Genomic DNA, 25,586 nt, shown 5'->3' on the forward strand with positions numbered 1-25,586 from the left:
ATACTTTTAGGTTAGCCTCCACTTATCTTCAATTCAGGGTCGTCACAGCGCAGTTGGGAAAGAGGAGCACACCATGGGTAGACCACAGCTTCGGGCCGGGCGGCGGGCTCTCACCGGGATCGTCACCGTCTCCCTCATCACCGGGGGAATCGGCGTCATCGGTAACGCCACCGCCATGCCTGCCCCGGCACCGGAGTCAACCAGCACCGCGGGCACCGCATCCATCGTCGTCACCGATGCGTTCACGTGGTCCTCCGGTGGCACGGTCCTCCGCACGGAGGTCACAGGTTTTCCGGCTGGGGCGGTGCTCTCCGCGCAGGTCGACGGCACAGCCCAGAAGTGGGACATCGGGGGCGGAAACCTGGTGGACACCGTCACCGCGGAGAACGGCACGTTCAAAGGAACCGTTTACACCTTGAGCACCAGTCGCCTCACCGCGGGACAGGAGCACACCCTGCTCATCAGCGACGGGGACAACAGCGTGACCACGGCCTACCGGTCCCACCCGCGGATCACCGTGCACGACCCCGATTCTGGTTCCGAGACCGCGCCCCGCCCCGGGGCTGCGGTGGCCGTCGAGGTGTTCAACCTCCCGGAAGGCGCCGTCATCGATCACGTCGGCATCGAGGGGCACTCCGCCAACCTCCTGCTCGCACCGGTGACCGTCCCGGAGAACCGACGCGCCCGAACCACGGCGGTGTCCCTTCCCGCGGACCCGGCGATCATAGGTGAGCCGATCACCGTCGGATACACCGTTGACGGTGGGCCTCCGCTGCGTACGAACGGCCCGGTCGTGGCCCCCCTTAACGACACCTACGGCGGAGAGGGGTTCGACGTCACCGTCGGAGAACTCCCCCGCGGTCTCTACCAGTCGGTGTATTCCGCACGCCAGGGAGCGCTGTTCGTCACCCGGACCCACTTCGATCGGGAGACCCGCAGTCCCTCCGCGATCATGAAGGTCGATCCGGCGACGATGGAGGTCCTCGGTGAAGTTGAACCCGCTGAACCCGCCGAGGGCGACTACAAGGCGTACAAGGCGTTCGGGATCGGTATCGACGACACCAATGACCTTCTCTGGGTGACGAACACGATGGGCGGCACCGTCGCGGTCTACGACGCCAACGACCTGAGCCTCATCCACCAGTTCCCGGTAGTCGAGGGTGGCCACCCACGCAGCGTGGTCGTGGACTCCGCGACCCACCGCGTATACGTCACCAGTCCGTACAACCGGGATGATAGTTGGATCACCGTCTACGACGGCTCCGATCCCACCGCTCCCACGAAGATTGGCACGATTCCGCTCCCCGAGGGCTTCACCCGGCCCATGGACGCGGCCTACGACCAGTCCACGCACACCCTCTACACCGTGAGCCTCGACAAACCGGCGACACTCCGGATCAACGTCGAGGATCCCTCCGATGCGAAGGTATACCAACTGGACCCGCAGGTGATGCGTCGTGGCTCCGGCGTGGCGCTCGACATCGGACGAGAACACCTCGCGGTGGCGAATCAGGACACCGGAAACGTCCTCATCATCGACCTGGAGTCAGGAGATGTACTGGCAGACATCGCGACCGGTGACAAAGCCGTGGCCGCGGTCTACGAGCCTGTCACCGATCTGTTCTACGTGAGTAACCGTGACGGTGGCACAGTTACCGCGATCGATGCGGACACCCTCATTCCGGTGGCCAACCTCGATGCCGGCGCGAAGCCGAACCACATCTCCTTCGATGGGGACGGCACCATCTACGTCACAAATAAACGCAGTTGGGGAAATGGAGACGTTGGGACCGACCAGTTGCACAGCTACCGGGCGAACCGGCTCGCACAGGTCCGGCTGGCGGGGCTGCGGCAGGCTTTCCACGACATCCGGGACGACCGCGATGCGGCCCGGGATGCACTGGCTGAGACTCACCGGGAACTCGCGACGGTACGTGAACAGCTGGCTGCAGCCGAGAATACGGCCGCGCTGGAGAAAACTCGCGCGGAAGCAGCTGAGGAGGCCCTCGCCGAGGCGGCAGCCGAGCATGCGTCCGACACTGCCGAACTCGAACAGCGACTCACCGTCGCGCGGGAGGCACTGGCCGCAGCCGAAGAAAAGGTGACCTCACTCACCGCAACACTGGCGGCAATCGAATCCCGGCTGGCCGCAGCAGAGCAGACGCACGCCGCCCTCGAGGCCGCACTCACCACGGCCGAGCGGGCGCGCACGGAAGCGGAGAAAACAGCTACAGACGCCACCGCACGGGCAGAGCGGGCCGAAGCAGCACGGATCGAAGCAGAAGCCGCCGCGGAACTCGCGGAGCAGGCCCGTATCAAGGCTGAATCCGCACGTGACGCCGCGCTCGCGGACCGGGATTCCGCACGCGCCGACGGATCAAGCACCGGGGCGTTTACCGGGATCATGGCCGTACTCGCAGTACTCGCCGCGCTCGGGGGACTGCTGCATCAGGTGTTCCTCGGGATCTTCCAGATCCCGGGCAGGTGAGTCCAGCCGTACCGGCCCGCGAAAACCGGCCACCCACTGCTGGTGCATCCACCGGAAGACGAGGTCAGTGCCTACGACAGTCGACTGCGATCAGACCAAGTCGAGCAGGGCATCCAGTTCGCGGGATTCGTGAATATCGTCGTAGTCCCAACGCTTGCCCGGGGCGAGCGTGTCCATCAACTCCCCCATGGTGACATGCGGAGCCATGTCCTGGATGTTTTCCACCACGTCACAGGCAACGGGATCACGACTCAAGAAAGCAACACGAATCGTCCAGCTCCCATCAGTCCCTTTCATCAACACTGGTACAAAAACAGTGTCGGCCCCCGCGTCAAAGCACTTATCTGCTTCATCACGGACCTCCCCGACCGTGCGAGACCATTCGGAAGGAATCATCGGCATAGTCGGCCGCCACAGAGTTCGTTCCCGGAATTCAGGCCGAACAGTGGGATTCAGAACGGTGATCTGGGTAAGCCGGGCAATGAGCAGGCGAATCTTGGTGAGAATCTTGAGTTCAGTTGTTCTTCCCGCCGTGTGCATCTCCGTCATCCCACCTTTCGAGGTACAGTTCCCAGTTATCAACCATTGTGCTGTAACAGGGATCATAGCTATCAGAAACCAGATTTTCGGCATCTTTGTGACTTGAAACACACTTTAGATCTTTGATGATATACCTCTTTTGGGGTCGATTATCACGATAGAACTGGTGTCTGTGAACCTCACTGTGACAGCAGTCAATTCGGGCGACATCCACATTCCCCTGCGTGACATTCCCCTGATATCCTGGTTCCACGTACTGGTTCAAAGAGAAATCGACGATCAGTTTTCCACGCTCCATGGTCCGGACCTGCAGGACGGTACCTCCCCCCAGATGAACGGGAAAGTTCATACCCTCGGCAGCATCCCCGGACACGACGTATTCAAACCCTTCGGGATCGACCGTCATATCCACCAAATTTCTATGTCTCTTCCCTGGATTCAGTCCCATGCAGACATGCTACCCAACCACCCACCCCGCAAAGCTGTTGACTGTGACTCCGCGCGGATGAACGTCAAGAAACCCCCGTACGGAACAGTGTTCTGTACGGGGGTTTGGTGGAGCCGCCTGCGAGAATCGAACTCGCGACCTTTTCATTACGAGTGAAATGCTCTACCGACTGAGCTAAGGCGGCATGGTACTGGTACCGGTTACCTACTTTAGCGTATGAACGGTGCCGACACGAAAGCCCAGCGCAAAGACTCTTTTCAGGACACTCCGCACGCCTTCCGGAGCCGCCCGACGAGAGCATCCATGGCCACGATGGGGCGCACGCTCTGGCCGAGAGATTCACGGCAGAGCGTCACGGCATCGAGGCACGCCACCAGAGCTTCAGCGGTGTTGCGCTCTGCGAGTTTATCGACGATCTCCGCCATGTCCGGATGAATGCGTTGCACCTCCTGCGCCCCGGAAGAGGTGAGCAGGGCGTCCCGGTACAGTCCCGCGAGATCCACTAGGGAGAGATCGAGGGCGTCCCGCAGATACCGGGTCCGACGCCGTTTCTGCCTCTCCTCCAACTCCCTGATCTCGGTGCGGGTGCCGCGGAGCGCCTTGACGGTACCCTTACCTTTCGCTCCGAGGCCCAGGGCCACGGCGAGTTTCTCGGTTTCCTGCTCGTCGAGGGCATCGAGGGTTTCCCCGGCTTCCGTCTCGATGGTGCGGATCAGGTTGGTCACCTCCCGGAATGCGAGGTCACCCTCGTACACCAGTCTGGCGAGCCCCAGCACTTGTGCACGTCGTTGTTGTGCCGCGGTACTGCGCACCAGGTTCCGCGCCCGCCCGATGTGTCCGGCGGATGCCGCCGCAGCGAGTTTCGCGTCCCCTTCCGCGACCCCCAGCTCACGAACGAGGAGGCGCGCAACATCGGTGATCGCCGGCGTCGGGATGTAGACGTGCCGACAGCGTGAGCGCAACGTGATGGCGATGTCCCGGGGGTCTGTCGACGGGGCGCACAGAATGATCACTGTCCGCTCCGGGGGCTCCTCCACGGTTTTCAGTAGTGCGTTGGCCGCAGCATCGCTCAACCTGTCGGCATCCTCAATGACCACCACCCTCCAGTCGGCGGTTGTGGGGCGCTTCGATGCGTCCCGGATCACGTCCCGCATCAGCTTGACGCTGATACTCAGCTCGTGTGGCACCACGTGGATGACGTCGGCGTGGGTCCCGGCTAGCGCGGTCCGGCACCCGGTGCACCGCCCGCAACCGGTGACCCCGGGGTCGTTGCACACCAGGGCCGCGGCGAATGCGAGAGCGGCGACCGAGCGCCCGGAACCGGGCGGTCCGGTGAACAACCACGAGTGGGTCATCCCCGCCCCGGCGACCCCGGCGGGTGCCGCACCACCGCTCCCCCTCCCGGCGGTGAGCGCCCGTGCCGCCGCAGCTGCTCCCGTCAGGGTTTGACGCACGGCTCCGAACCCGGCGATCCTGTCGAAGACATCTGTTCCGGTGTGCTGCGGTCCAGATGCCGGGACGTCGGTGGGGTTATGGGGGGCGTTCGGCGTGCTCACTCCCCCAGCCTAAAGCAACGTCGCGCACATGTCCGACCGTCCGGGTTAAGGTGATGGGCATGAGTCGTGTCGCACAGATCATCCGGTGGCTGTGGGGGACCTCGTGGCCGCTGTATTCCGCGACGGTGCTCGGCTCGAACGTCCTCGGAGCCGTGGGCGTCATGCTGTTTTTGAAGTTCCTGGTCCCCTTACCCGATGCCCCCGCCGGACCCCACGAGGCAGGCTATCTTCCGGCACTGGCGGTCGGTTACCTGATCTTCGCCATCATCGTCGGTGTCATCGCCACAGCCGCCCTGTTTCTTCCCGTGCTCCGCTGGCAACGGCACCCGGAGGCCCATGACCCCAACATGGTGCGGAACCTGGTCATGCGGATCCCCGTGTATCAGTCTGCGCTGGCCGGCACCGTGTGGCTGATCGGCATCGGTATCATCACCGCCGTCGCCGGGATCGAGGAAACCCCCCGGCACGCCCTCGTCGTCGGACTGACTAGTCTCCTGGGTGGCTCCGTCGTCGTTCTGATGACCTACCTTGAGGCCGAGCGCCTCGTCCGCCCGGTGGCGGTCGTCGCCCTCGCCCGCCGCTTCGAGGACTCCACCCTGGAGCCGCCGGTGCAGCGGAGACTCCAGCTCACCTGGCTGTCCACGACGGGTGTCCCAGCCGTGGGGATACTGCTGCTCATCGCCGGGCAGAAGACGGGTTATCTGTCCGCCGATCCGGCGGAAATACTGCCTGCGATTCTCGCGCTCACGGTGGCGGCCCTGGTCACCGGTTTCGCCGCCACCGCACTGGTGATCATGAGCGTCGTGGACCCGATCAGGGAACTGCAGGACGCGATCAACAGGGTCCGCCGCGGGGAGACCTCCACCCAGGTGGACATCTACGACGGCTCCGAGATCGGTGTCCTCCAGGCCGGGTTCAACGAGATGATGCGCGGACTGAGGGAACGTCAACGGGTCCGTGAGCTCTTTGGCCGATACGTCGGCACCGAGGTCGCCCACCGCGCCATGGAGGAGCGCCCCACCCTCGGAGGCGAAGACCGCAAGGTCGCCGTCCTGTTCGTCGATGTGATCGGGTCGACCGGATTCGCCGTGAACCACACCCCCGAGGAGGTCGTGGCGGCACTGAACCAGTTCTTCGAGCATGTGGTCGAGGTGGTGCACAGGCACAAGGGGATCATCAACAAGTTCCAGGGTGACGCCGCCCTCGCCGTCTTCGGGGCGCCTCTGCAGCTTGCCGACGCCACGGGGCATGCGCTCGCCGCAGCCCGGGAACTACGCCAGGAGCTCAAGGGGATGGAACTGTCCTGCGGTATCGGCGTCTCCGCGGGCCATGTCGTCGCCGGGCACATCGGCGGCCATGATCGCTTCGAGTACACGGTGATCGGCGACGCCGTAAACCAGGCGGCCAGGCTGACCGAACTCGCGAAGGACACACCCGGTCAGGTGCTGACCTCGGCCGCGACACTGCGTGACGCGAATGAAGCGGAACGTGCACGGTGGACTCTCCTCAAGTCCGTGGAACTGCGGGGGCGCCACGAACTCACCCAGCTGGCCCGGCCCATCCGTCCTACCCTCGCCGAGCGGGCGTAGCCCCGATCCTTCTCCCCCGGGAAACAGAAACGACCGGCTCCCCACCGCCGCATGGCGGCCGGGGCCGGTCGATCATCATGACCGTTTAGTTCCAGTCACTCAGCTGGACAGGCCAAACAGGGGCGCGAGGAACGCGGGAACCACAACCTCGAAGGGGCGTGCCGGGTCGAAGGGGTTGGGAACGTGGATCACGGTGCCGCGCAGGGCATCCTGAACCGGGGCCGGTACTGGGAAAGGCAGTGCGGGGGCCGGGGCCGGAGCCGGGGCGTTGTTCACTGCCGGTCCGGGAGCCGGTGCCGGGTTCCCGTGGTTCACCGGGGCACCGCCGTTGCCCGCCGGAGTACCCGATGCCGGGCCTTCGGTCACGATTCCGCAGGAGCGCGCCCTGGCGATGCCTGCATTCGCTCCAGCCCAGTACGCGTCACTGAGGCGCTGGCGCTGCGCGGCATTCAGCCCGCCGGCCCGACGCTCGACGCGGGCGATCTGGCCGGCGACCTCACCTGCGGCACGGTCCCGGAGATCGCCGGTAGTGCGGTAACCGCCGCCACCACGGGAATCCAGCTCACTGCGGACCCGGCTGCAGGGTGCGAACTGGACGAAGCCGGTGATGCTGTTGACTTTGTTGACCGCATTGTTGACCTCGGTCTCCGCATCGGCTGCGAACGCGGGGGCGGCAAGGCCGGTAACGGCGATGAGGGACGCGGCCGAGACGGCCGTGAGACGACGAATGATCACGGTGGTACTTCCTTCAAGTAGTTACAAGTGCTACTGATGTTACGCGTGAGATGGGGCTTGTCCAGTACGGGCTACCCCAGCACCTCCGGTGAAAACCGGACGTGCCGACCCCGAGCATACGGAGGTCGGCACGCAATTGGCTGAGAGAACACTGACGGAACGTGGCTACTTCTTCCGCAAGCCGGCTTTAACCACGCGCTTCGTCGTCTTTTTCACCGTTTTCTTCGCGGCCTTCTTGGTTGACTTCTTCCGGGTCTTCTTCGCCGGGGACGGACTCGCTGCCTCCTTGGCACGCCGCTCGGACAGGAGTTCACATGCCCGGATGTCGGTCATCGTCTCCGGGGTATCCCCCTTCCGCAGCGACGCATTGGTTTCGCCATCCGTAACATAGGGGCCGAAACGACCGTCCTTCACCACCATCGGCTTGCCTGACACGTCGTTGTCGCCCAACGTCTTCAGCGGTGGCGCCGCCTGCGCGCGACCACGACGCTTCGGTTCCGCGTAGATCCGGCGTGCCTCGTCGAGGGTGACGGTGAAGATCTGCTCCTCACTAGCGAGCGAACGGGAGTCGTTTCCCTTCTTCAGATACGGGCCGTAACGGCCGTTCTGGGCGGTGATCAGCTCACCGTCGGAAGGATCCGTGCCGACCTCACGCGGCAGAGACAGCAGCCGCAGGGCGTCCTCCAGGGTGACCGTCGCCGGCTCCATGGAGGAGAACAAGGATGCGGTACCGGGTTTGAGGGTCTCCTCGATGATCTGATTGAGCCGCTTCTCCTTCTGGTTCGCCGCGGTCTTGGTCTCCCAGTTCTTCGCCCGCTTACCCTCGGCCGCCCGCTGGGCGTCCTCGGCGGCGCGCTCCTCGGCGACGACCTTCTCCGCGATCTCGAGAGCTCCCTCGCGCTCCGCGTCGGTGACCAGCTCGGTGACGTACGGACCGTAGCGGCCCTCCTTGGCGACCACGGTGCGACCATTCGCCGGATTCACACCCAGCTCCCGACCCCCCTGCGGGGTAGCGAAGAGTTTCTCCGCCGCCTCAAGGTTGAGTTCATCCGGGGTCATCGCATCCGGGAGGTTCGCGCGCTGGTGCTCCGGTGTGCCGTCCTCGGCGGTGCCGACCTGGCGTTCCAAGTACGGCCCGTATCGCCCGACGCGCACGAAGATGGCGCGCCCTTGATCATCGTCGAACAGGTGCAGCGAATTTACGCTACGGGCGTCGATCTGTTCCAAATTGTCGCCGACCAAGGCCTTCAGGCCACCGAGCCGGGCGACGGTCTCCGCCATCGCTTCGGAGGCCTCGGAGTTGCCGAAGTAGAAGCCGGTGAGCCAGTGCGTCCGGTCCTCGGTCCCGGCCGCGATCTCATCAAGCTCATCCTCCATGGAGGAGGTGAAGTCGTAGTCCACGAGTGAGGAGAACGACGCCTCGAGCAGTCCGACGACGGCGAAGGCGACCCAACTGGGTACGAGGGCACTGCCGCGCGGGTAGACATACCCGCGGTCCTGGATGGTCTTGATGATCGACGCGTACGTCGACGGACGCCCGATACCGAGATCCTCCATCTTCTTCACCAGCGACGCCTCGGTGTAGCGGGCGGGCGGGTTCGTGGAGTGCCCTTCGGCGGTGACATCGGAGATCGACAGGTCGTCGCCCTCGACCAGCCGGGGGAGCTGCTTCTCGGCGTTGTCCGCCATGTCACGTCCGTCCGCCTGCCGGGACACCTCGACGTAGGCCTTGAGGAAACCGGGGAACGTGATGGTGCGGCCGGTGGCGGCGAACTCACAGGCCGAGCCATCGTCGGCGGTACCGGCGATGGTCACCTTCATCGAGGTTCCCCGCGCGTCCGCCATCTGCGAGGCGACGGTGCGCTGCCAGATCAGTTCGTAGAGCTTGAACTCCTCGGCGTCCAGCTGACCGTGCAGCTGCCCCGGGGTGGCGAACGTTTCGCCTGCGGGGCGGATGGCCTCGTGCGCCTCCTGCGAGTTCTTGGCCTTGCGGGTGTACTGGCGCGGCGAATCAGAGACGTAGTCCCGGCCGTAGAGCTCGACGGCCTGCGCGCGGGCGGCCTCGATGCCCGATGCGGACAGCGTGGTCGAGTCGGTACGCATGTAGGTGATGTGGCCGTTCTCGTACAGGCGCTGCGCGATGCGCATAGTGCGGTCCGAAGTGTAGTGCAGCTTGCGGCCCGCCTCCTGCTGGAGGGTCGACGTCATGAACGGCGGGTAGGGACGGCGGGTGTAGGGCTTCTCCTCGACGTCGGCGACCGCCATCGCGGACTCGGCCAATCCGTCGGCGAGTTGCCGGGCACGGTCCTCATCGATGACGACGACGGAGTCGCTCTTCAGCGCGCCGCGGTCGTTGAAATCCCGTCCGGAAGCCACCCGGGATCCATCGACCCTGGTCAACCTCGCGGAGAACACCCGCGGGTTGGTGTGGTCGGCGTTCGGATTGCCGGTGTCGAACTCCGCGGCGATGTCCCAGTAGTTCGCCGAGATGAACGCCATACGCTCACGCTCGCGCTCGACGATGACCCGGGTGGCAACCGACTGCACACGCCCGGCGGACAGCCGCGGCATGACCTTCTTCCACAGCACGGGCGAGATCTCGTAGCCGTAGAGGCGGTCGAGAATGCGGCGGGTCTCCTGGGCATCGACGAGGTTGTCGTCCAGCTCGCGGGTGTTCTCCGCGGCAGCGAGGATGGCGGGCTTCGTGATCTCGTTGAACACCATACGGCGGACGGGCACCTTGGGCTTGAGCACCTCGAGGAGGTGCCAGGCGATGGCTTCACCCTCACGGTCGGGGTCTGTCGCGAGATAGAGCTCGTCGACCTCCTTGAGCTTGGCCCTGAGGTCCGCGACCTTCTTCTTCTTGTCCGTACTGACAACATAGAGCGGGGCAAAACCATGCTCGACGTCGACACCGAGACGCGCCCACGACTCTTTCTTGTACTTCGCGGGCACATCGGCGGCACCGCGCGGGAGGTCACGGATGTGACCGACAGACGCCTCGACGATGTAGTCGTCACCCAGATAAGGCGCAATTTTCTTCGCCTTCGTCTGCGACTCGACAATGACCAGTCGTTTCGTACCTGACCGCTTAGCTGGTGCCACTTGGGTTACGTCCCTCTCGCACAGTGGGTGTTCTTCATCTCCGACTACCGTACACAGTTGTATATGTCTCCACTGCACAGCACCGCCCGGGCCCGTTCCCGCGCGGGTGTGCCCGGGGTTGAGCATTACTGCCGTATACGACCGATTTCCCGAGGTGGATCGCAGACAGAGGGGTCACCCCCACCGGGGTTGGCTCGTTCCACCGCACCATCCCCAGCCCCCGGGTGATCCACACACCCCGGAACAGTGCACGGTGGCATCCATCCGGCATACCGTGTCGCCCGCCGCGAGATCCGACGAGGCAGAATCCGCACCGTGCGACGGACCCCGGGGACAGCGAAAACCCGGCTTCACCGCATTACAGCGGAAAAGCCGGGCGATCGTATCAGGTGGTGAGACCTAGATGGCGTGGACCTGCTGGGCCTGCGGGCCCTTGGCGCCTTCACCGATCTCGAACTCGACCTGCTGGTTCTCCTCGAGGGTACGGAAACCGTTGCCCTGGATCTCGGAGTAGTGAACGAAGACATCATCGGATCCATCGGCCGGGGCAATGAAACCAAAGCCCTTTTCAGCGTTGAACCACTTCACAGTTCCCTGTGCCATACTTTTAACCTTTTTCTTAACTTTAGGATGCGGTTGAACTTCACCTGACGAAGAACACCGGGCCGTCACGGAAACCTCCTGACAGGCTTGCAACAAGTTTCGGAGAAACTTATGGCCATAACCTGGGTTCCGTGACATTATCCTCTGCGTGTACCGAAGTACTCCGCATGAAAATCTGCGACCGAGTACCAGTGTGTCACGTTTGAGCGCTGAGCGATAGTCTGAATCGCGAATTACTTTATCTCCGCAGGTCAGAAGCAGGAAAAAGGAGTGCGATGTCGACTTCCGCGTCATTCGGCGACGAAATCGCGGCGATTCTGGCCACTCGGCTACCCGAATCGACGTGCACGTCCACCACCACTTCAGCGCCCCGTGCTGCCCGATACGGTGCCTGGCCTGACTGGGTGCATCCACCACTGCGGCAACACCTGTCGGAGGAGAACGACCTCCGGCAGCTGTTCATCCACCAGGAACGGTGCGCCCGAATCGCCTGGGAAGGTGGACACGTCGTCGTCTCCACCGGCACCTCATCGGGAAAGTCCCTCGGCTATCTCCTCCCGGTGTTGTCCGATCTCGCCGCCGACGATCAGACCTGCGTCCTCTACATCACGCCCACCAAGGCCCTCGGAAGCGACCAGCTCGCTACCGTGAGCCGGTTGACCCGCGCCGTCGAGGGACTCGGGTCGGTTCACCCGGCGCCTTATGACGGGGACACCCCGACCGAGGTACGACACCACATCAGGGACACGAGCCGGATGGTGTTCACCAACCCGGACATGTGCCACGCCTCGATCTTGGCGAATCACGCCCGTTGGGCACGCGTATTGCGGAACCTGAGGTACGTGGTCATCGACGAGTGCCACTCCTACCGGGGCATCTTCGGGGCGAACGTCGCCCTGGTCCTCCGCCGACTGCGCAGGATCTGCGCCAGATACGGCAGTTCGCCGGTGTTCATCCTCGCGTCCGCGACCATCGCGGATCCCGCCGGTCACGCCAGTCGGCTGACCGGGCTCCCCGTCGAGGCCGTCACCGACGACGGCGCCCCGACCGGCGAACGGACGGTGGTGCTCTGGGAACCGGGTTTCATCGATCCCCCGGAGAACGCACCGACAACCCCGGTACGCCGGGCCGCATCCACGGAAGCCGCGCTCATCATGGCCCGCGTCGTCGCAGCAGGAGCGCGGACACTCACGTTCGTCCGCTCCCGTCGAGGTGCGGAGGCCGTGGCACTGCGGTGCGCCGAGGAGTTGTCGCGGATGGGCCGCAGTGATCTGGCCCAGCGCATCGCGGCCTACCGGGCCGGGTACCTGGCCGCCGACCGCCGACGTCTGGAGCAGCAGCTGGACGACGGGACCCTGGTGGGGGTCGCCTCCACAAATGCCCTGGAACTGGGGATCGACGTCGGGGGTCTCGATGCGGTGGTCACCGCCGGTTTCCCCGGAACGGTAACGTCGTTCTGGCAGCAGGCGGGGCGCGCCGGCCGACGCGGTCAGGGTTCGATCGTGGTGCTCGTCGCCCGGGACGACCCCATGGACACCTATCTGGTACATCATCCGGAGGCACTCCTCGGTTCACCCATCGAGCGCAGCATCTTCGACCCGACGAACCCCTATGTCCTCCGGGGGCACCTGTACTGCGCGGCAGTGGAGTTTCCCCTCACCGACGGGGATCTCGCTCTCTTCGGCCCACGAGACGACATCCACGGCATACTCACTGAGCTGGCCGACACCGGTTTGTTGCGGAAACGATCCCGGGGCTGGTTCGCCGTGGACCGACACATCGATGACCGGCCGGACCTGCCACGACCACACACGGCACACGGATCGGTGTCACTCCGGGGTGGCGCCGGCGGGGACATCACCATCGTCGATTCCGGGGACGGCAGGCTGCTGGGCACGATCGACGCCGTGCGCGCGGTCTCCCAGGTGCACCCCGGCGCGGTGTACCTCCACCAGGGCGAGTCATTTGTGGTCGACGACCTGCTCCTGGACGATCACCTCGCCCTCGCCCACGCGGAGATCCCCGACTACACCACCTTCGCCCGGAGCACGACGACCATCCAGATCATCGAGGATCCGGGCGACGGGGAACTGCGGAACCCATCCCCTGGACTGTGGGTCGCGAACGTCGGTGTCGAGGTGACCGAGCAGGTGACCGGATACGTCATGCGGATGGCCGACGGGACAGTACTGGATCAGGTTCCCCTGGACTTCCCTCCGCAGCAGCTACGGACCCGGGCGGTGGCGTACACGATCGATCCGAACGCGTTGGCAGCTATGGGTATAACGGCCGCTGACTTGCCCGGGACGCTACATGCCGCCGAACACGCGGCGATCGGCATGCTCCCGCTGATCGCCACCTGCGACCGGTGGGACATCGGGGGCGTGTCCACGGCGCTGCACACCGACACCGGGCTTCCCACGGTGTTCGTCTATGACGGGCATCCGGGAGGGGCCGGGTTCGCCGACTGTGGTTTCGCCCGTTTCAGAGAGTGGATCACCGCCACGTTCGAGGCGATCCGTGCGTGCTCCTGCACGGACGGTTGCCCCTCCTGCGTACAGTCCCCGAAGTGCGGAAACGGCAACTCACCCCTGGACAAGCACGGTGCGCTCACGCTTCTCGGTGCGATGGTGACGATGCTCGCCGATACCTGATCTCACAGGGGGCCGGCCCGAGCCCTGGCGATGGCGTCGCCGACCGCGACGTCCACGATGACGTCCGCGCCGGCGATCCGGCAGTTCCGGAGCTCTCCCCCGACGTTCCGGGCCACCGTCCGGGAAGCCACGGGGCAGGCGTCATCCCCGAACCACAACGCGGTGGCCGCGGCGACGGCCGCCAGATCGGCGGAGACCTGCGCCCGATGCCGGTCCAGGACATCACCCGTGACGTCGAACACGATGAGGGTGAGCGCCACGAGCGCAGCAGCGACGCTCGCCGCGATGAGGGTGGTCGAGCCTCTTTCACCGGGGTTCACCGGGATACTCCACGGGATAGAACGCCCGAGCCGTCACCGCCCCGAGCGGGGCGGGAACAGTGACAGCGGCAGTCACGATCCCCGCGTTTTCGGTGACGGTGACCCGCACTTCGGGGCCGGGTGTGAGCTCCCGCCCGATGGCGTGCCCACGGGCAGCGGCTCCCGCCAGATCGATCGCCGCGACGTGCGCTGCAAGCGTCACCACGCCAGCCACGATGAGAGCGCACAGCACGATCAGCGCGGAGATGGAGATCGCCGCTTCAATCGTGACCGATCCTCGATCATCCCCGGGGGCCGTCGGTATCCGTGGTGGTTTCATGCGCTGGGACCGCTGGTGAGTGCATCGACGATGATCCCACGGATCGCGTCGACGACATCACTGCCGGTGATCACGGTGTAGAGCACCGCGGCGAGGGCCGCAGCTGCGATGCTGCCCATGGCGTATTCGATGGTGCTCATGCCCAGTTCATCGGCCAGGATGCCGGCTACCGTCGGGTCTCCTGCGATCCCGACAGGACCGGTGTCGTCCGACTGCCTGCGATCAGTGGGCTGCGATTCACCGGACTGGTTGGTGGGGCTGGGGGTGGTGTTCATGGTTCTTCCTCATTTCTGTGTTCGTGGTGGGGTGATCGTGGGTCATCCGAGCAGCGGGGTCCCGAGGCTCAGCACCATCGGCGCCAGTCCAAGGAGGATGAACGCCGGCAGGAAGCAGAGCGTTAACGGCAGGGCGATGAGTACGCCGGCCCGTTCGGCGGCTCCCACCGCCTGATCCGTGGCCTCCGCACGCAGCCGGGCGGCCATGCGTTCACAACCTGTGGCGATGCCTGCGCCGGAGTCCCCGCTGTGCCGGGCCGCGCGGGCGAGCTCGTCGAGACCGCGGAGCTGCGCAAGGACCTGCCAGACATCGGTGACCGGCGCACCGACCGCGAGCAGCGCACCGGCTCTGCGCCAGTCGTCTGCGGTCGTCGACCCCGCCGCTTCCGCGACGGCGGCGATGGCGATCCTGGTGGAAAGCCCCGCTGTGGTGCATGCGGCGAACAGTTCGATGTCCGCGGCGATATTGAGCGGGGATGCGTCAACGGGACGGTCGCGCGGTTGCTTCGGGCCGTGCCCTGTCCCGGGGTGGAGACGCTGGACCGGGTCCGGACCGGAGCAGAGCGCCGCGGCGGCAAGGAGAAGGAGCGTCACGGCCGCCCAGATCATCGGGGGCATCATGCCGCGTCTCCTGCCGCGCGGAGCACGATGATCCTCGAGATGACGAGTCCCGCGCAGGTCAGCAGGACACCTCCGAGCAACAGCAGTCCCCCGACACCGCCTCCGGTGAGGACGGCGAGTGGTTCCGCGCCCAACAGGGCTCCCATCAGCATCCCGACCGGAGGTAGAAGCGTGAGGATGACGGCACTCGCCTGGGGCCCCTGGAGGGCGGCCCGGGTGCGATTACGGTGTCGGATCCGCGCATCAATCCGCCGCTGAGCCTGCTCGAGAACCGTCGCCAGCGGAATACCGTGCCGTTCCGACAGGTGCCATAGTCTGCCCATCGCTGCGAGGTCGGGTAGGCCGTGCGCCTCCGCGAGGATCAGCGCCGCGCCGGGGCCGTCCGCCGCGCGGCGGGCGGCAGTCTGCAGTGTGTCGATGACGCTCACGGGGGTGGCGGCGTTCTCCCGCTGGCTGGCGACGGCTGACTGTACGGCGCCCGCCATGCTTGCTCCCGCGTGAAGATCGGCGACGATGCGGCCGAGGATGTCCGCCGTGGCATCTGCGACACATGCGGCGTGGCGGTGCCGTCGGGCGTCGCGGATCCACCATGCGCACGTTCCGGCCACGGCGACCCCGGAGAGGAGGACGGTCGGGGGAACGAGGAACACCAGGGGAATTCCGGTCAGCGGGAACACGATCCGGGGAAGGCGCCGGTTCGGCCGCCCCGGCACCGCTGGGTGAATCCGGGACCCCGGTGCCGGAGGCCCGAGCAGACAGGCCGCGGCGAGGAGGATAAGCGGGATCATTCGTCGAGCACCTCCGTCAGTGCCCCGAAGCCGCCGAGCTTCCCCGCCCCGGAGTCCCAGACGGGCACGACCGTCACCGGGTTCCCCTCCAGGAGGCCGATCTGGTGGATGCGCCGTCCGCCGTCCGAAGATCGACGCATGGACACCACCACCCGGATCGCGGCGGCGACTTGGGAGTGCAGCGCCGTGCGGTGCAGCCCGCCGAGGGCACCGAGGGCCTCCAGCCGGGCGGGGACCTCCGACAGGCTGTTCGCGTGCACCGTGCCTGCACCGCCGTCGTGACCTGTGTTCAGCGCCGTCAGGAGATCGACGACCTCGGCACCACGGATCTCCCCGACGACGATCCGGTCGGGACGCATCCGGAGCGCCTGCCGGAGCAGATCTGACATGGTGATCTCACCGGCCCCCTCGGCATTGGCCCGACGAGCGACGAGAGTGACCACGTGCGGGTGTGCCGGATGTAGTTCAGCCGTGTCCTCGATGCACACGATGCGCTCCCGGTGGGAGATCTCGGCGAGCAGCGCGGCCAACAAGGTGGTTTTCCCGGAACCCGTGCCACCGACCACCAGCAGTGACCGGCGCGAGCGGATGATGTGCCGCAGGAGGTCGGTGATCTCCTGTGGCATCGTTCCGCGTGCAGCGAGTGCATCGAGTCCCAGCGTCGCCTGCCGTAGCACCCGGAGACTGATGCAGGTGCCATTCTCCGCCGGCGGCGACAGCAGGGCGTGAACCCGGACCACGGTGCCATCGGCGCGACACATCCGTCCGTCGACAAACGGGTGCGCGTCATCGAGGCGCCCGCCACAGAGCGCGGCGAGCCGTGTCGCGAGGCGCCGGACATCGCCGTCGGAGGCGAAGGCGGCGGCGTCGGCCCGGTGCAGCCCGTCCCCCGTGTCAAACCAGACGGCATCCGGGCCGTTGACGACGACATCGGTGACGCCGTCAAGGGCCAGGAGGTGCTCGAGCGGCCCGGCCCCCGTGGACTCATGCCGCAGTTGCCGGAGCACCTCGAGTACCTGGACGTCACTGATGACACCGGCCTCCTGCCGGATGATCCGGGCCGTGTCGGACTCGACTGGCCCGGCGATCGTGTATTCCGGAATCTCCGCCAATCGGCGCCGGACCCGCTCAACGAGATCGTCCCGGCCAGTCACGGGAGCTCTCCAAGTTCCGCAGCGATCGCCCGGGCAGTGGACGCGAGTACCCGGGGCAGCCTGGCCGGAAGACCGTGCAGCTCACACGACTTCGGAAGGTTCGCCACCTGGCCAAGTTCGGCGAGGCAATCCGTCGAGGTCAGGCGTTCCATTTCAGTGGCGTCTATCCCCGACCAGCTCCGGTGCCGGAGAACCGTGAAACAGGGTGTCCGGTGCCCGGCGAGTTCTGCGGTGAGCGCCGCGGCGGCGGCCACCGCCCGCACCTCGGCGGGAACCACGAGCACCACCAGATCACAGAGAGTCACCGCCCACCGGGCGCCTGCGTGCCCTGACGGCAGGTCTACGATAGCGGTACCCGCCCCGGCCCGGATGCAGTCGAGGACCGCCATCAACCGCCCGGTCTCCAGGACGAAGGGATCTCTGATCCGGCTCCGTGTGGTGGAGAGAACCGTGACCCCGTCGGGGGTTCGGGGAAGGGCTTTCATCAGGTCGGTGAGTTCCACGTGACCACGGTCGAAGGCCAACTCCGGCCATCTCGCGCCGGGTGCGTCCTCCAGACAGAGCAACAGGTCCAGGCCACCGGATCCGTTGACGGCATCGACGAGGATCGGTGTGTCATCGACGAGTACCCGCGCCACGGCCGCAGCTAGTGTGCTCGCCCCGGAACCGCCGACCGCGCCGAGGACGCCGAGCACCCGCCCACCGGACGGGGTCACATCCCCCTGACCGAATGCGGCGAGAAGTTCGGGCGATTGCGCGGGGAGAAGAAAGGCGGATTCCGCATGGCAGGTCATCGCCGCCCGCCAGTCGACGGGGCCGGGATCTGGGGCGACGAGAAAGAGACGCGGATGCCGGGTCCCGGTACGGAACTGGGCGGAGCCATCGGCGTCCGCGAGTACCGCGTGCGCGCGCGGTGCGTATCTGGCGATCTCCTCCGGGTCGACCGTGTCGATCACGGTTCGGCCGGTGACGGTGGCGACGTGGATGGCCTCCGGATGGAGGACAGGATCAACGACCACCACGAGGATCGGACTGTCGGTTGCACTCATACCGGTGAGCCTCGTCCTCCCGTGCACCGGACCTGCCGGATGCACCGGAATGCTGTGGACAACGACCCCGGGACGAGGGGAATTCAACAGTGGTGGAGGGCCCATACGGAGACATGGGGACGGCCCGCGTATCGGGGGGGTGTTACGCGGGCCGTCGTAACCCGGTCTCGGGGGGGTGTGACCGGGGCGGGCCGCACAGTATATCGGGGCCCAGCAAAGGCAAGTATGGCACAGAGATTCACCGGGTTCAACAACGCCCGTTCCCCCACCGGGCGAATGTAACCGGATCACGCCCCCGGACGATGTACCCCACAGCACACGCGGCATTCGAACCGCGCAGGGACGGGCCGCGGAAGGAGAATCACATTCACCCCCTTGATTTACATCAGCCTCAAGAGCCACATCTCAACTGTGGTTCCTCTCCGGAGAATGAAGCTAGACTAGTTCCCGTGTCTGAGCAGAGTCCGACCCCGAAAGCCACCACGTCCCCCGTGGCGGCCTTCTTCGATCTCGACAAGACGGTCATCGCCACCTCCTCCGCGTACGCGTACGGTCGCGAGTTCATGAACAACGGCCTGATCACCCCGGCGGAGGCCCTCCGGATGACCCTCGCTCAGTCCACCTACATGGTCGCCGGTCATTCCTCCGAGCAGATGGACTCAACCCGGGATCACCTCGCCGCAATGGTCGCGGGGTGGGATGTCGAGCAGGTCCGCACCATCGTCGAGGACACTCTGCACTCGGTGGTCACCCCGGCTATCTACGCCGAGGCCCGGGAGCTCATCGACCATCACCGATCCCTCGGACATGATGTCATCATCATCTCCGCCTCTGCGGCGGAGCTCGTCGAACCCATAGCCCGCGAACTGGGTGTTCAGAAGATCGTCACCACCCGGCTAGGAACGAAGAACGGCAAGTTCACCGGCGAAGTCCTGTTCTACTGCAAGGGCGACGCGAAGCGCCGAGCCCTCCAGGATCTCGCCCGCGAACACGCCTACGACCTGGACCGGAGTTTCGCCTACTCCGACTCAGCCACGGACATTCCGATGCTCGAGTCGGTCGGCAACGCCGTCGCGGTCAACCCTGATCGACCGCTGAAGAAAGCGGCACTGCAGCGCGGCTGGGAAATCCGCAGCTTCAAGAACCCGGAGCCTCTGTTCCAGATGCCCAGCAGCCGCGATGTGGGGATCGGGACCGGCATCGCCGCTGGAATCGCCGCAGTGACGGTGGGCGGTTTCTGGCTCGCCCGACGCGCCCGTGCCTGACCGCACCCGATCCACTGACGGCCCCACCGTCGAAGTGCGACAACATCCGACGGGCTCAGCACGCGCACACCCCGTTCACAACGCCGCGGCGATCCCCTGCGCCTCCTCGGCCCCCGCGATGTAGGACCGCATGTGCAAAACTAGGAATCGCTCCACCCCGTGCGACCCAGTACCGAATGCTTCCCCGGCCGCCAGATACTCCGCCCGGTGCCGGTTGAGCCACGGCTCGGGTACGGCCAGGCCGCGGGGATCGAATCCCCCGGCGACCGCGGCCAGCCGTGATGCGGCCCTCGCGATGACACCGGTGCGCTGACCGAACGGTGAGACGGACAGCAGTTGACCGTGGATAACCCCCGGTAGAAGGTCCGGGTCAGCCCCGGAAGTCACGGTGGCGGCCAGAACCGACAGCTCACCGGCTGCACGGTCGGGGCGTCCAGTCCCCCCGGCAAGGACATCCATCCGCGCCAGCACCTGCAACGGGGAGCGGAGGAACACGCGGGCGGTGTCCTGGACGACCTCCGGGGCGAGGAGGCTGTAGACATCGATGTGCCGCGCGAGGACCGACGATTCCTCCATCGTCTCTCCGAGGGTGACATCGGCGCCGTCGATCAGCGCCCCGGCGCGGGCCCCCCGGAGAACTGCCTCCGCCCCGGTGATCTCCGGCCGACGCAGATTGACGGGCCTCCGGTGCACGGCAGCCAGTGCCTCCCTGGCACGCATCGTGGACTCCGCGACTCCGGGAAGCCGTCGGAGCGGAGCCAGCGGATCAGGTCTGTCACTCACGGCTCCAGGGTAGCCGCCGGGTTCCCTGGTGTCCGACCTCGTCCGCCGCAAACCCGCGACAGGTCCGGAGTTCGCACAAAGTCCGTGTTCGTGGCACGATTGGCAGTAATTGAACTGACAGTGCCAGCAGTGTTCGTCCCGTGCTCTCGTCCGGCGCTATCACACATCCGATATTTCACCCACGTGGAGGACTACCTACCGTGAGCAACTCTGACGGCCTTTTCACAGACGGAAACGACGCATTCACCCCCAAGGTGAGCAGCATCCCTCTGTCCGATGTCGATACCCGCGCAGCCGGCCAGGGTTCCATCGGCGACCTTGTCTCCGATGCCACCGCCCAGATGTCCACCCTGATCCGTGGTGAAATCGAGCTCGCCAAAACCGAACTCGCGCAGGAAGCGAAGAAGGGCGCAATCGGCGGCGGCATGTTCGCGGTGGCCGGTGTCGTCGCGCTTTACAGCTCCTTCTTCTTTTTCTTCTTCCTCGCGGAAGTGCTCAACATCTGGTTGGATCGCTGGGCCGCCTACCTCATCGTGTTCCTGTTCATGCTCGTCATCGCCGCTGTGGTCGCGTTCATCGGGTACAAGAAGGTGAAGAAGATCGGCGCTCCGAAGCAGACGATTGACTCAGTGCAGAAACTCAAGACCCTCGTACCGGGCCAGGCGGAGAGGAATCTCCAGGCTTCCTCACGCCAGGGTCTGCTTACCTAGTCAGGGCCCCGTCCGATCCCCACAGTCTCTCTCCTGAGGCTGACCATCCCCGCCCCGCCGCATTCCGCCGGGGCGGGCTCGTTTTTCAACCCCACCCCGGCTCTCCGCCGGTCGCCGCCGATAAGGACGTGAAACGCTTGTTCCGGAAGAAGGGAAAGCCCAACCCACCGTCCGTCGTCGCACTCGACGGACCATGGAGCCATGAGCGGGTCTATGCCCGTGGCATGCGTTTCCACGTGGCGACGGTCGGTGAACCAACCGCCCCACTGATCGTTCTACTGCACGGAGCTTTCGGTGGCTGGTTCGACTGGCGAGAAGTGATGGGGCCACTCGCGGAAGCCGGATACCGGGTCGCGGCCGTCGACATGCGCGGGTACGGCATGTCCGATAAACCGCCCCGGGAATACGAACTCCGCTACGCCGTGGGGGACATCTCCGATGTCATCGATTCACTCAGCGACTCCGGTGCGATCGTCATCGGTTCCGGTACCGGCGGGGCCGTCGCCTGGACCCTGGCCGCCAACTATCCACAGTGTGTCAAGGCGCTCGTGTCGGTCTCTGCGTCGCACCCCATCGAGATGAACCGCGTCATCGCCGCCCGATTCTGGCAGCACACGGTCCCACTGACCCGGGGCATCACTGCCCGTCTCCCGTCCCGGCTGGCGCCCGACCCCGTGGATCTGGCGCGTTTCGATCTGTCCACGAACACGGCTGCCCCCTTCCACCGCACGGGCCGTTTCTCCGAGTACCTCGAACTGCGAACCCAGGCCGCGCGCATCGACAACACGGGGCCCGCGATGATGCGCAACGCCCGCCTGGAGATGGCGCAACTTCCCCCGAAGTGGGTGTTCACCAGGGTCGAGGCACCCGTGCTGTGGATCAGCGCAGACAACGGGACCTGGCGTGCGCTCGCCATCCGGAACTCACGCCGGACGGACGGACCGTGGACACAGGTGACTGTCCCGGGGACGAAGAACCTCCCGCACATCGAGGACCCGGAGACCTTCACCCGCCGTGTCGTCGATTTCCTCGACAGGCTGGCATCCGGCCGGTAGCCGACCCGTACCCCGGAGGGACGGCCCCGGACCAGGATCAGCGGACCACACATTCGCGAGTGTCCACCGGCTCAGTGAGTCGGGTGATGTCACCGATCCGGCCACGGACCTCATCGGCGGTGAGAGCGTAGCCAACGTCGGTGTCCTCCGTGGCGGCACCGAACACGACACCGAGCACCTCCCCGCGGTTGTTCACCATGGGGCCGCCGGAGTTGCCCTGCCGGATCGTGCCACGGACCGTGTACGCCTCCCGTTCGACGCGCCCGGTGGCGTAGATGTCCGGGCCGTTGATGGTGAGACGTTCCCGGATTCGGGCGGGAGCAGCCTCAAAGGGACCCGACTCCGGGTATCCCATGACGATCGTTTCTTCGCCACTCACAGCGGGTTCGGACGCCCATCGGAGTGGCGGGAGGTCGAGATTCTCGGCGCGCAGGACCGCGATGTCCTCAGCCGGGTCGTAGAAGACGACGCGGGCCTCCTTGACGCCGAGTGCGGTGTCGAGAAGCACCGCATCGGTTCCCGCGACCACGTGCGCGTTGGTGATGACGAGGTCGGGGGCCGCCACGAATCCCGAACCCATGAGGCGGCGGCGGCACTGGTGGGCGTCACCCAACACGTGGATGACGCTGGGTTGCAGATCCGCCACGAGCGCGGGATCGCTGACCGCGGGGGCCGGCGCATCGACGTGTTTCACCCGTCCCTCGAACGGGGAGATCATCGGCGGAAGTCCCGTGTCGTTGAGCATCGCCGAGATCTTGTCCGGCAAGGTGTCCAGGGTGTCCGGAGTGGACCGGTCGATGATATTGAGGACGATCGAGTTCCGGATGCCCTTAGCGATGGGCCCCGTGATTCCGGTCGCCAGGGTGCTGGCGACGAGCCAGGTCACGATGAGCGTGGCGATGGCCTGGAAGATCGCACCGATGATCGAATCGATGACCAGGGTGTGCCGGAAGCGGGCAGACTCGCGGAGCGCCGACCCGGTGACGCCACCGACGAGATTACCGAGGGCGACGAGGGCGAGAACGGTGCCGAGGGCGTAGAGATAGCGGAGCGCCGTGGAGTCGGTGTAGCCCATCACGACGGGAGCCAGGGCCGCACCACAGATGAGGCCGGCGAGCACACCGACGGTGGAGAGCACCGACGCGAACGCGCCCTGGCGCCATCCGCCCCAGAGGGAGAGAAGTACGGCAATGACGAGTATGCCGTCAACGACAAGCTGCGGGGACTCTGTCACTTCGCGGGTTCTTCCTTGGTTGGGTTGTGCCCCGTGTGGGGGTCTGCGGATGGATCGGGACTGGCTGCCGGAGGACTCCTGGAACGGGCCTGTCCTACAGCAGCCTCTCATTATTACGCGAGCGTGCGAGTGTGTCATGGAGGTTGTGGACCGTGTCGTGGTCCCAGGGGCTGTCCCAACCCGCCTGGTGGAGCGCGGCGTTGAGCAGCCCCGCGGTGAATCCCCAGACCAGGAATCCATCGACGGTGAACGCGGGGCCACGCCAGTCGTTCCATCCAACGGTCAGCCGATTCACCGGATCGGTGAGGTGCATGAGGGGCACCTCGAATACTTCGTCGGCTTCATCGGGGCTGACCACCCCGACGGGTGTCCGGGTGTGCCAGTGGGCGACGATCGGGTGGACGGGGTATCCGGACGCCCGGATGTGGACATCGTCGAGCTGGGCGAGGGGCGTTATGCTCGTGCGGTCGAGTCCGGTCTCCTCCCACGCCTCCCGGAGAGCACAGTCGACGGCGTTGACATCTTCGGGATCGACGCGGCCTCCGGGGAAGGCTATCTGCCCCGAGTGGGAGCGCATGGTCGGGGAACGGTGGGTCAGCAGTATCGCCGCGTCATTCGGGAGTTCAGCCGAGGTCTCCGCTCCGGAGAAGAGCATGAGGACGGCGGCACGGCGGTTGTGGTCGCCCCCGGAACGGGAATCCTTCGGCAGCCCTCGGTGAAGCTCGCCGGAGGTGACGCTGTCCACCAGTTTGCGCATCCAGACGGGTGCGGCGTGGGGCATCAGTTCGGTGTTTGTTCCGGGACGGTCGGGGGTGGGGGGCGTCTGACGGTGCCCACCCACGCGGTCGGCGCTGGTGCGATCGCTCAAGACAACGCCTCTTCCACTGCATCGACGATCTGCTCGACGCTGGTGAACGTCCGGGGGAACGTGCCCCGAATCTCTCCCGCGGCATCGGTCACCACGGTCACCGGAACGACCCCCGGCAGTCCCAGGGCGCCGGCGAAGGCCCCGCGCGGGTCAGCGTAGCTGGGCACCTCGATTCCCCACTCATCCAGCTTGCCGACGCCGGCGGCGGTCGCGGTGTCCGCATGCACACCTACGACGGTGTAGTCGGGATGCTGGTCCGCGAAGGTCTCAAACAGCGGCATCTCTTCCCTGCAGGGGGCACACCACCAGGCCCAGACGACGGCGACCGTGGGCCGGGCTTCGGGAGGTGCGGGGCCGGTGTCACCGAGGCAGTCGAGTTCGACTCCGGCGACGGTGGGACCGGGGCAGGCAGGTCTTCCGGCGAGTGCGTCCGGTTCGACGGATGTCTCCGTCGGCGCCTCCCGGGGGGCGGGGTCCTGGGTCTCCGGTGCGGTGCCGTTGACGGAGCGGAGCATCACGGGCACCGCGAGAATGACGAGTGCGGTGAGGATGACGGCGGCCGCGACAGCCCCTGCCGTGCGTCGACTCATTCGTCAACTCCTGCGAGGTCGAGCAGGTGGGCCCGATCGTCACTGGTGATCAGGCGGGCGGCTGCGGCGGGTTCCGTCGGGCCGGCAGCCCCGAAGGAGGGGCAATCGGCGGCGAGGAAGCAGGCTCCGCAAGCCGGCTTTCGGGAGTGGCAGACCCGGCGTCCGTGCCAGATCATACGGTGGGAGAACATCGTCCACTCACGTCGTTCGATGAGTCCGGCGATGTCCCGTTCGACCTTGACGGGATCGTCGTGGGTGGTCATGGCCATTCTGCGGGACAGTCGTCCGAGGTGGGTGTCCACCGTGATCCCGGGGATATCGAAGGCGTCACCGAGCACCACGTTAGCTGTCTTCCTCCCGACCCCGGGGAGTTTCACGAGTTCTTCCAGTGTGCCGGGAACCTCTCCGTCGTGTTCGTCGACCAGTGCCCGGCCGAGTCCGATGAGGCTCCGCGTCTTAGCTCGGAAGAACCCGGTGGGCCGGATGATCTCCGCTATCCTCTCCGGGTCCGCGTGGGCGTAGTCGGCGGCCGTCGGAAAGGCGTCGAACAGGGCCGGGGTGACCTGGTTGACGCGGACATCGGTGGTTTGGGCACTGAGCACGGTGGCGACGAGAAGTTCGAGTGGCGATGAGAAGTCCAGGTCACAGCGGGCATCGGGATATCCGACGGCGAGAGTCCGGTTGATTCTCCGGGCCCGGCGCTTCCGCCCCAGGGCCGTCTCCCGTCCGGATGCAGCAGGGTGAGCCCCGACCCGGGGGCGGGCCGGGTTGGTGAGGGTGACGGGTGGTGCGGACATGGGTCCCACTCTAGTCGGCGGGGACTGGGTCGTCGGGACG

General features: G+C 65.9%; 24 protein-coding genes and 1 tRNA gene. 6 read left to right on the plus strand and 19 right to left on the minus strand.

Annotated features, from left to right (window positions below):
* The first annotated feature begins 73 nt into the window (after positions 1–73).
* Positions 74–2,488, plus strand: a complete 2,415-nt coding sequence (locus JDV76_RS01200) for a YncE family protein (protein WP_198735047.1) — start codon at positions 74–76, stop codon at positions 2,486–2,488.
* A gap of 90 nt (positions 2,489–2,578) precedes the next feature.
* On the opposite strand, the gene JDV76_RS01205 is transcribed toward JDV76_RS01200, so the two are convergent.
* The 4 genes from JDV76_RS01205 to JDV76_RS01220 all read right to left on the minus strand — a co-directional run bounded on the left by JDV76_RS01205 (position 2,579) and on the right by JDV76_RS01220 (position 5,032).
* Entirely contained in the window at positions 2,579–3,037 is a 459-nt protein-coding gene (locus tag JDV76_RS01205; protein ID WP_198735048.1) for a hypothetical protein, read from the minus strand.
* Entirely contained in the window at positions 3,003–3,476 is a 474-nt protein-coding gene (locus JDV76_RS01210) for a hypothetical protein (RefSeq protein WP_198735049.1), read from the minus strand. Before JDV76_RS01210 ends, JDV76_RS01205 begins: the two co-directional genes overlap by 35 nt.
* A gap of 108 nt (positions 3,477–3,584) precedes the next feature.
* Positions 3,585–3,660, minus strand: a tRNA-Thr gene (locus JDV76_RS01215).
* A 73-nt stretch (positions 3,661–3,733) separates the two neighbouring features.
* Positions 3,734–5,032, minus strand: coding sequence for a DNA polymerase III subunit delta' (locus JDV76_RS01220; protein ID WP_248140718.1), 1,299 nt, complete (start codon positions 5,030–5,032; stop codon positions 3,734–3,736).
* Positions 5,033–5,091: 59 nt separating this feature from the next.
* Here JDV76_RS01220 and JDV76_RS01225 point away from each other — a divergent pair, with 59 nt between their 5' ends.
* Positions 5,092–6,621, plus strand: coding sequence for an adenylate/guanylate cyclase domain-containing protein (locus tag JDV76_RS01225; protein ID WP_198735050.1), 1,530 nt, complete (start codon positions 5,092–5,094; stop codon positions 6,619–6,621).
* 99 nt (positions 6,622–6,720) lie between these two features.
* Here JDV76_RS01225 and JDV76_RS01230 read toward each other — a convergent pair whose 3' ends face one another.
* The 3 genes from JDV76_RS01230 to JDV76_RS01240 all read right to left on the minus strand — a co-directional run bounded on the left by JDV76_RS01230 (position 6,721) and on the right by JDV76_RS01240 (position 11,064).
* Positions 6,721–7,356 carry a hypothetical protein gene (locus tag JDV76_RS01230; protein ID WP_198735358.1) on the minus strand — a complete coding sequence of 212 codons (636 nt, stop codon included), beginning with the start codon at positions 7,354–7,356 and terminating at the stop codon, positions 6,721–6,723.
* A gap of 165 nt (positions 7,357–7,521) precedes the next feature.
* Positions 7,522–10,461, minus strand: coding sequence for a type I DNA topoisomerase (gene topA / locus JDV76_RS01235; protein ID WP_248140720.1), 2,940 nt, complete (start codon positions 10,459–10,461; stop codon positions 7,522–7,524).
* A gap of 399 nt (positions 10,462–10,860) precedes the next feature.
* Positions 10,861–11,064, minus strand: coding sequence for a cold-shock protein (locus JDV76_RS01240; protein WP_198735052.1), 204 nt, complete (start codon positions 11,062–11,064; stop codon positions 10,861–10,863).
* Positions 11,065–11,339: 275 nt separating this feature from the next.
* Here JDV76_RS01240 and JDV76_RS01245 point away from each other — a divergent pair, with 275 nt between their 5' ends.
* On the plus strand, positions 11,340–13,718 hold the full coding sequence (locus JDV76_RS01245; protein WP_198735053.1) for a DEAD/DEAH box helicase: 2,379 nt from the start codon (positions 11,340–11,342) through the stop codon (positions 13,716–13,718).
* 2 nt (positions 13,719–13,720) lie between these two features.
* Here the strand turns inward: JDV76_RS01245 and JDV76_RS01250 are convergent, their stop codons facing one another.
* The 7 genes from JDV76_RS01250 to ssd form a co-directional block, all read right to left on the minus strand.
* Complete coding sequence (locus tag JDV76_RS01250; RefSeq protein ID WP_248140722.1) at positions 13,721–14,038, minus strand: Rv3654c family TadE-like protein; 318 nt, start codon at positions 14,036–14,038, stop codon at positions 13,721–13,723.
* Positions 14,025–14,357 carry a hypothetical protein gene (locus tag JDV76_RS01255; protein ID WP_198735054.1) on the minus strand — a complete coding sequence of 111 codons (333 nt, stop codon included), beginning with the start codon at positions 14,355–14,357 and terminating at the stop codon, positions 14,025–14,027. Before JDV76_RS01255 ends, JDV76_RS01250 begins: the two co-directional genes overlap by 14 nt.
* Entirely contained in the window at positions 14,354–14,545 is a 192-nt protein-coding gene (locus JDV76_RS12420; RefSeq protein WP_336244237.1) for a DUF4244 domain-containing protein, read from the minus strand. Before JDV76_RS12420 ends, JDV76_RS01255 begins: the two co-directional genes overlap by 4 nt.
* Positions 14,546–14,674: 129 nt before the next feature.
* Positions 14,675–15,253 (minus strand): type II secretion system F family protein, encoded by a 579-nt coding sequence (locus JDV76_RS01265; RefSeq protein WP_232958702.1) that lies wholly within the window; start codon positions 15,251–15,253, stop codon positions 14,675–14,677.
* Complete coding sequence (locus tag JDV76_RS01270) at positions 15,250–16,041, minus strand: type II secretion system F family protein (protein ID WP_198735056.1); 792 nt, start codon at positions 16,039–16,041, stop codon at positions 15,250–15,252. Before JDV76_RS01270 ends, JDV76_RS01265 begins: the two co-directional genes overlap by 4 nt.
* Positions 16,038–17,195 carry a TadA family conjugal transfer-associated ATPase gene (locus JDV76_RS01275; RefSeq protein ID WP_198735057.1) on the minus strand — a complete coding sequence of 386 codons (1,158 nt, stop codon included), beginning with the start codon at positions 17,193–17,195 and terminating at the stop codon, positions 16,038–16,040. Before JDV76_RS01275 ends, JDV76_RS01270 begins: the two co-directional genes overlap by 4 nt.
* Positions 17,192–18,244, minus strand: coding sequence for a septum site-determining protein Ssd (gene ssd, locus JDV76_RS01280; RefSeq protein ID WP_198735058.1), 1,053 nt, complete (start codon positions 18,242–18,244; stop codon positions 17,192–17,194). Before ssd ends, JDV76_RS01275 begins: the two co-directional genes overlap by 4 nt.
* 449 nt (positions 18,245–18,693) lie before the next feature.
* Here ssd and JDV76_RS01285 point away from each other — a divergent pair, with 449 nt between their 5' ends.
* A complete protein-coding gene (locus tag JDV76_RS01285) occupies positions 18,694–19,509 on the plus strand; it encodes an HAD family hydrolase (RefSeq protein WP_248140724.1) in 816 nt (271 codons plus the stop codon).
* Between the two features lie 75 nt (positions 19,510–19,584).
* Here JDV76_RS01285 and JDV76_RS01290 read toward each other — a convergent pair whose 3' ends face one another.
* Positions 19,585–20,292 carry a hypothetical protein gene (locus tag JDV76_RS01290; protein WP_248140726.1) on the minus strand — a complete coding sequence of 236 codons (708 nt, stop codon included), beginning with the start codon at positions 20,290–20,292 and terminating at the stop codon, positions 19,585–19,587.
* Between the two features lie 200 nt (positions 20,293–20,492).
* Between JDV76_RS01290 and JDV76_RS01295 the strand changes: the two genes are divergently transcribed.
* Together JDV76_RS01295 and JDV76_RS01300 are read left to right on the plus strand one after the other, a co-directional pair.
* Positions 20,493–21,002 carry a phage holin family protein gene (locus JDV76_RS01295; protein WP_198735060.1) on the plus strand — a complete coding sequence of 170 codons (510 nt, stop codon included), beginning with the start codon at positions 20,493–20,495 and terminating at the stop codon, positions 21,000–21,002.
* Between the two features lie 128 nt (positions 21,003–21,130).
* Positions 21,131–22,057 carry an alpha/beta fold hydrolase gene (locus JDV76_RS01300; protein ID WP_248140727.1) on the plus strand — a complete coding sequence of 309 codons (927 nt, stop codon included), beginning with the start codon at positions 21,131–21,133 and terminating at the stop codon, positions 22,055–22,057.
* A 37-nt stretch (positions 22,058–22,094) separates the two neighbouring features.
* Here JDV76_RS01300 and JDV76_RS01305 read toward each other — a convergent pair whose 3' ends face one another.
* The 4 genes from JDV76_RS01305 to nth all read right to left on the minus strand — a co-directional run bounded on the left by JDV76_RS01305 (position 22,095) and on the right by nth (position 25,546).
* Entirely contained in the window at positions 22,095–23,291 is a 1,197-nt protein-coding gene (locus JDV76_RS01305) for a MarP family serine protease (protein WP_248140729.1), read from the minus strand.
* Positions 23,292–23,385: 94 nt separating this feature from the next.
* Positions 23,386–24,072, minus strand: coding sequence for an NUDIX hydrolase (locus JDV76_RS01310; protein WP_198735329.1), 687 nt, complete (start codon positions 24,070–24,072; stop codon positions 23,386–23,388).
* A gap of 83 nt (positions 24,073–24,155) precedes the next feature.
* A complete protein-coding gene (locus JDV76_RS01315) occupies positions 24,156–24,749 on the minus strand; it encodes a TlpA family protein disulfide reductase (RefSeq protein ID WP_198735061.1) in 594 nt (197 codons plus the stop codon).
* On the minus strand, positions 24,746–25,546 hold the full coding sequence (gene nth / locus JDV76_RS01320) for an endonuclease III (RefSeq protein ID WP_198735062.1): 801 nt from the start codon (positions 25,544–25,546) through the stop codon (positions 24,746–24,748). Before nth ends, JDV76_RS01315 begins: the two co-directional genes overlap by 4 nt.
* Positions 25,547–25,586: the final 40 nt, after the last annotated feature.

The organism is Corynebacterium marambiense (assembly GCF_016342275.1).
Lineage (GTDB): Bacteria > Actinomycetota > Actinomycetes > Mycobacteriales > Mycobacteriaceae > Corynebacterium > Corynebacterium marambiense.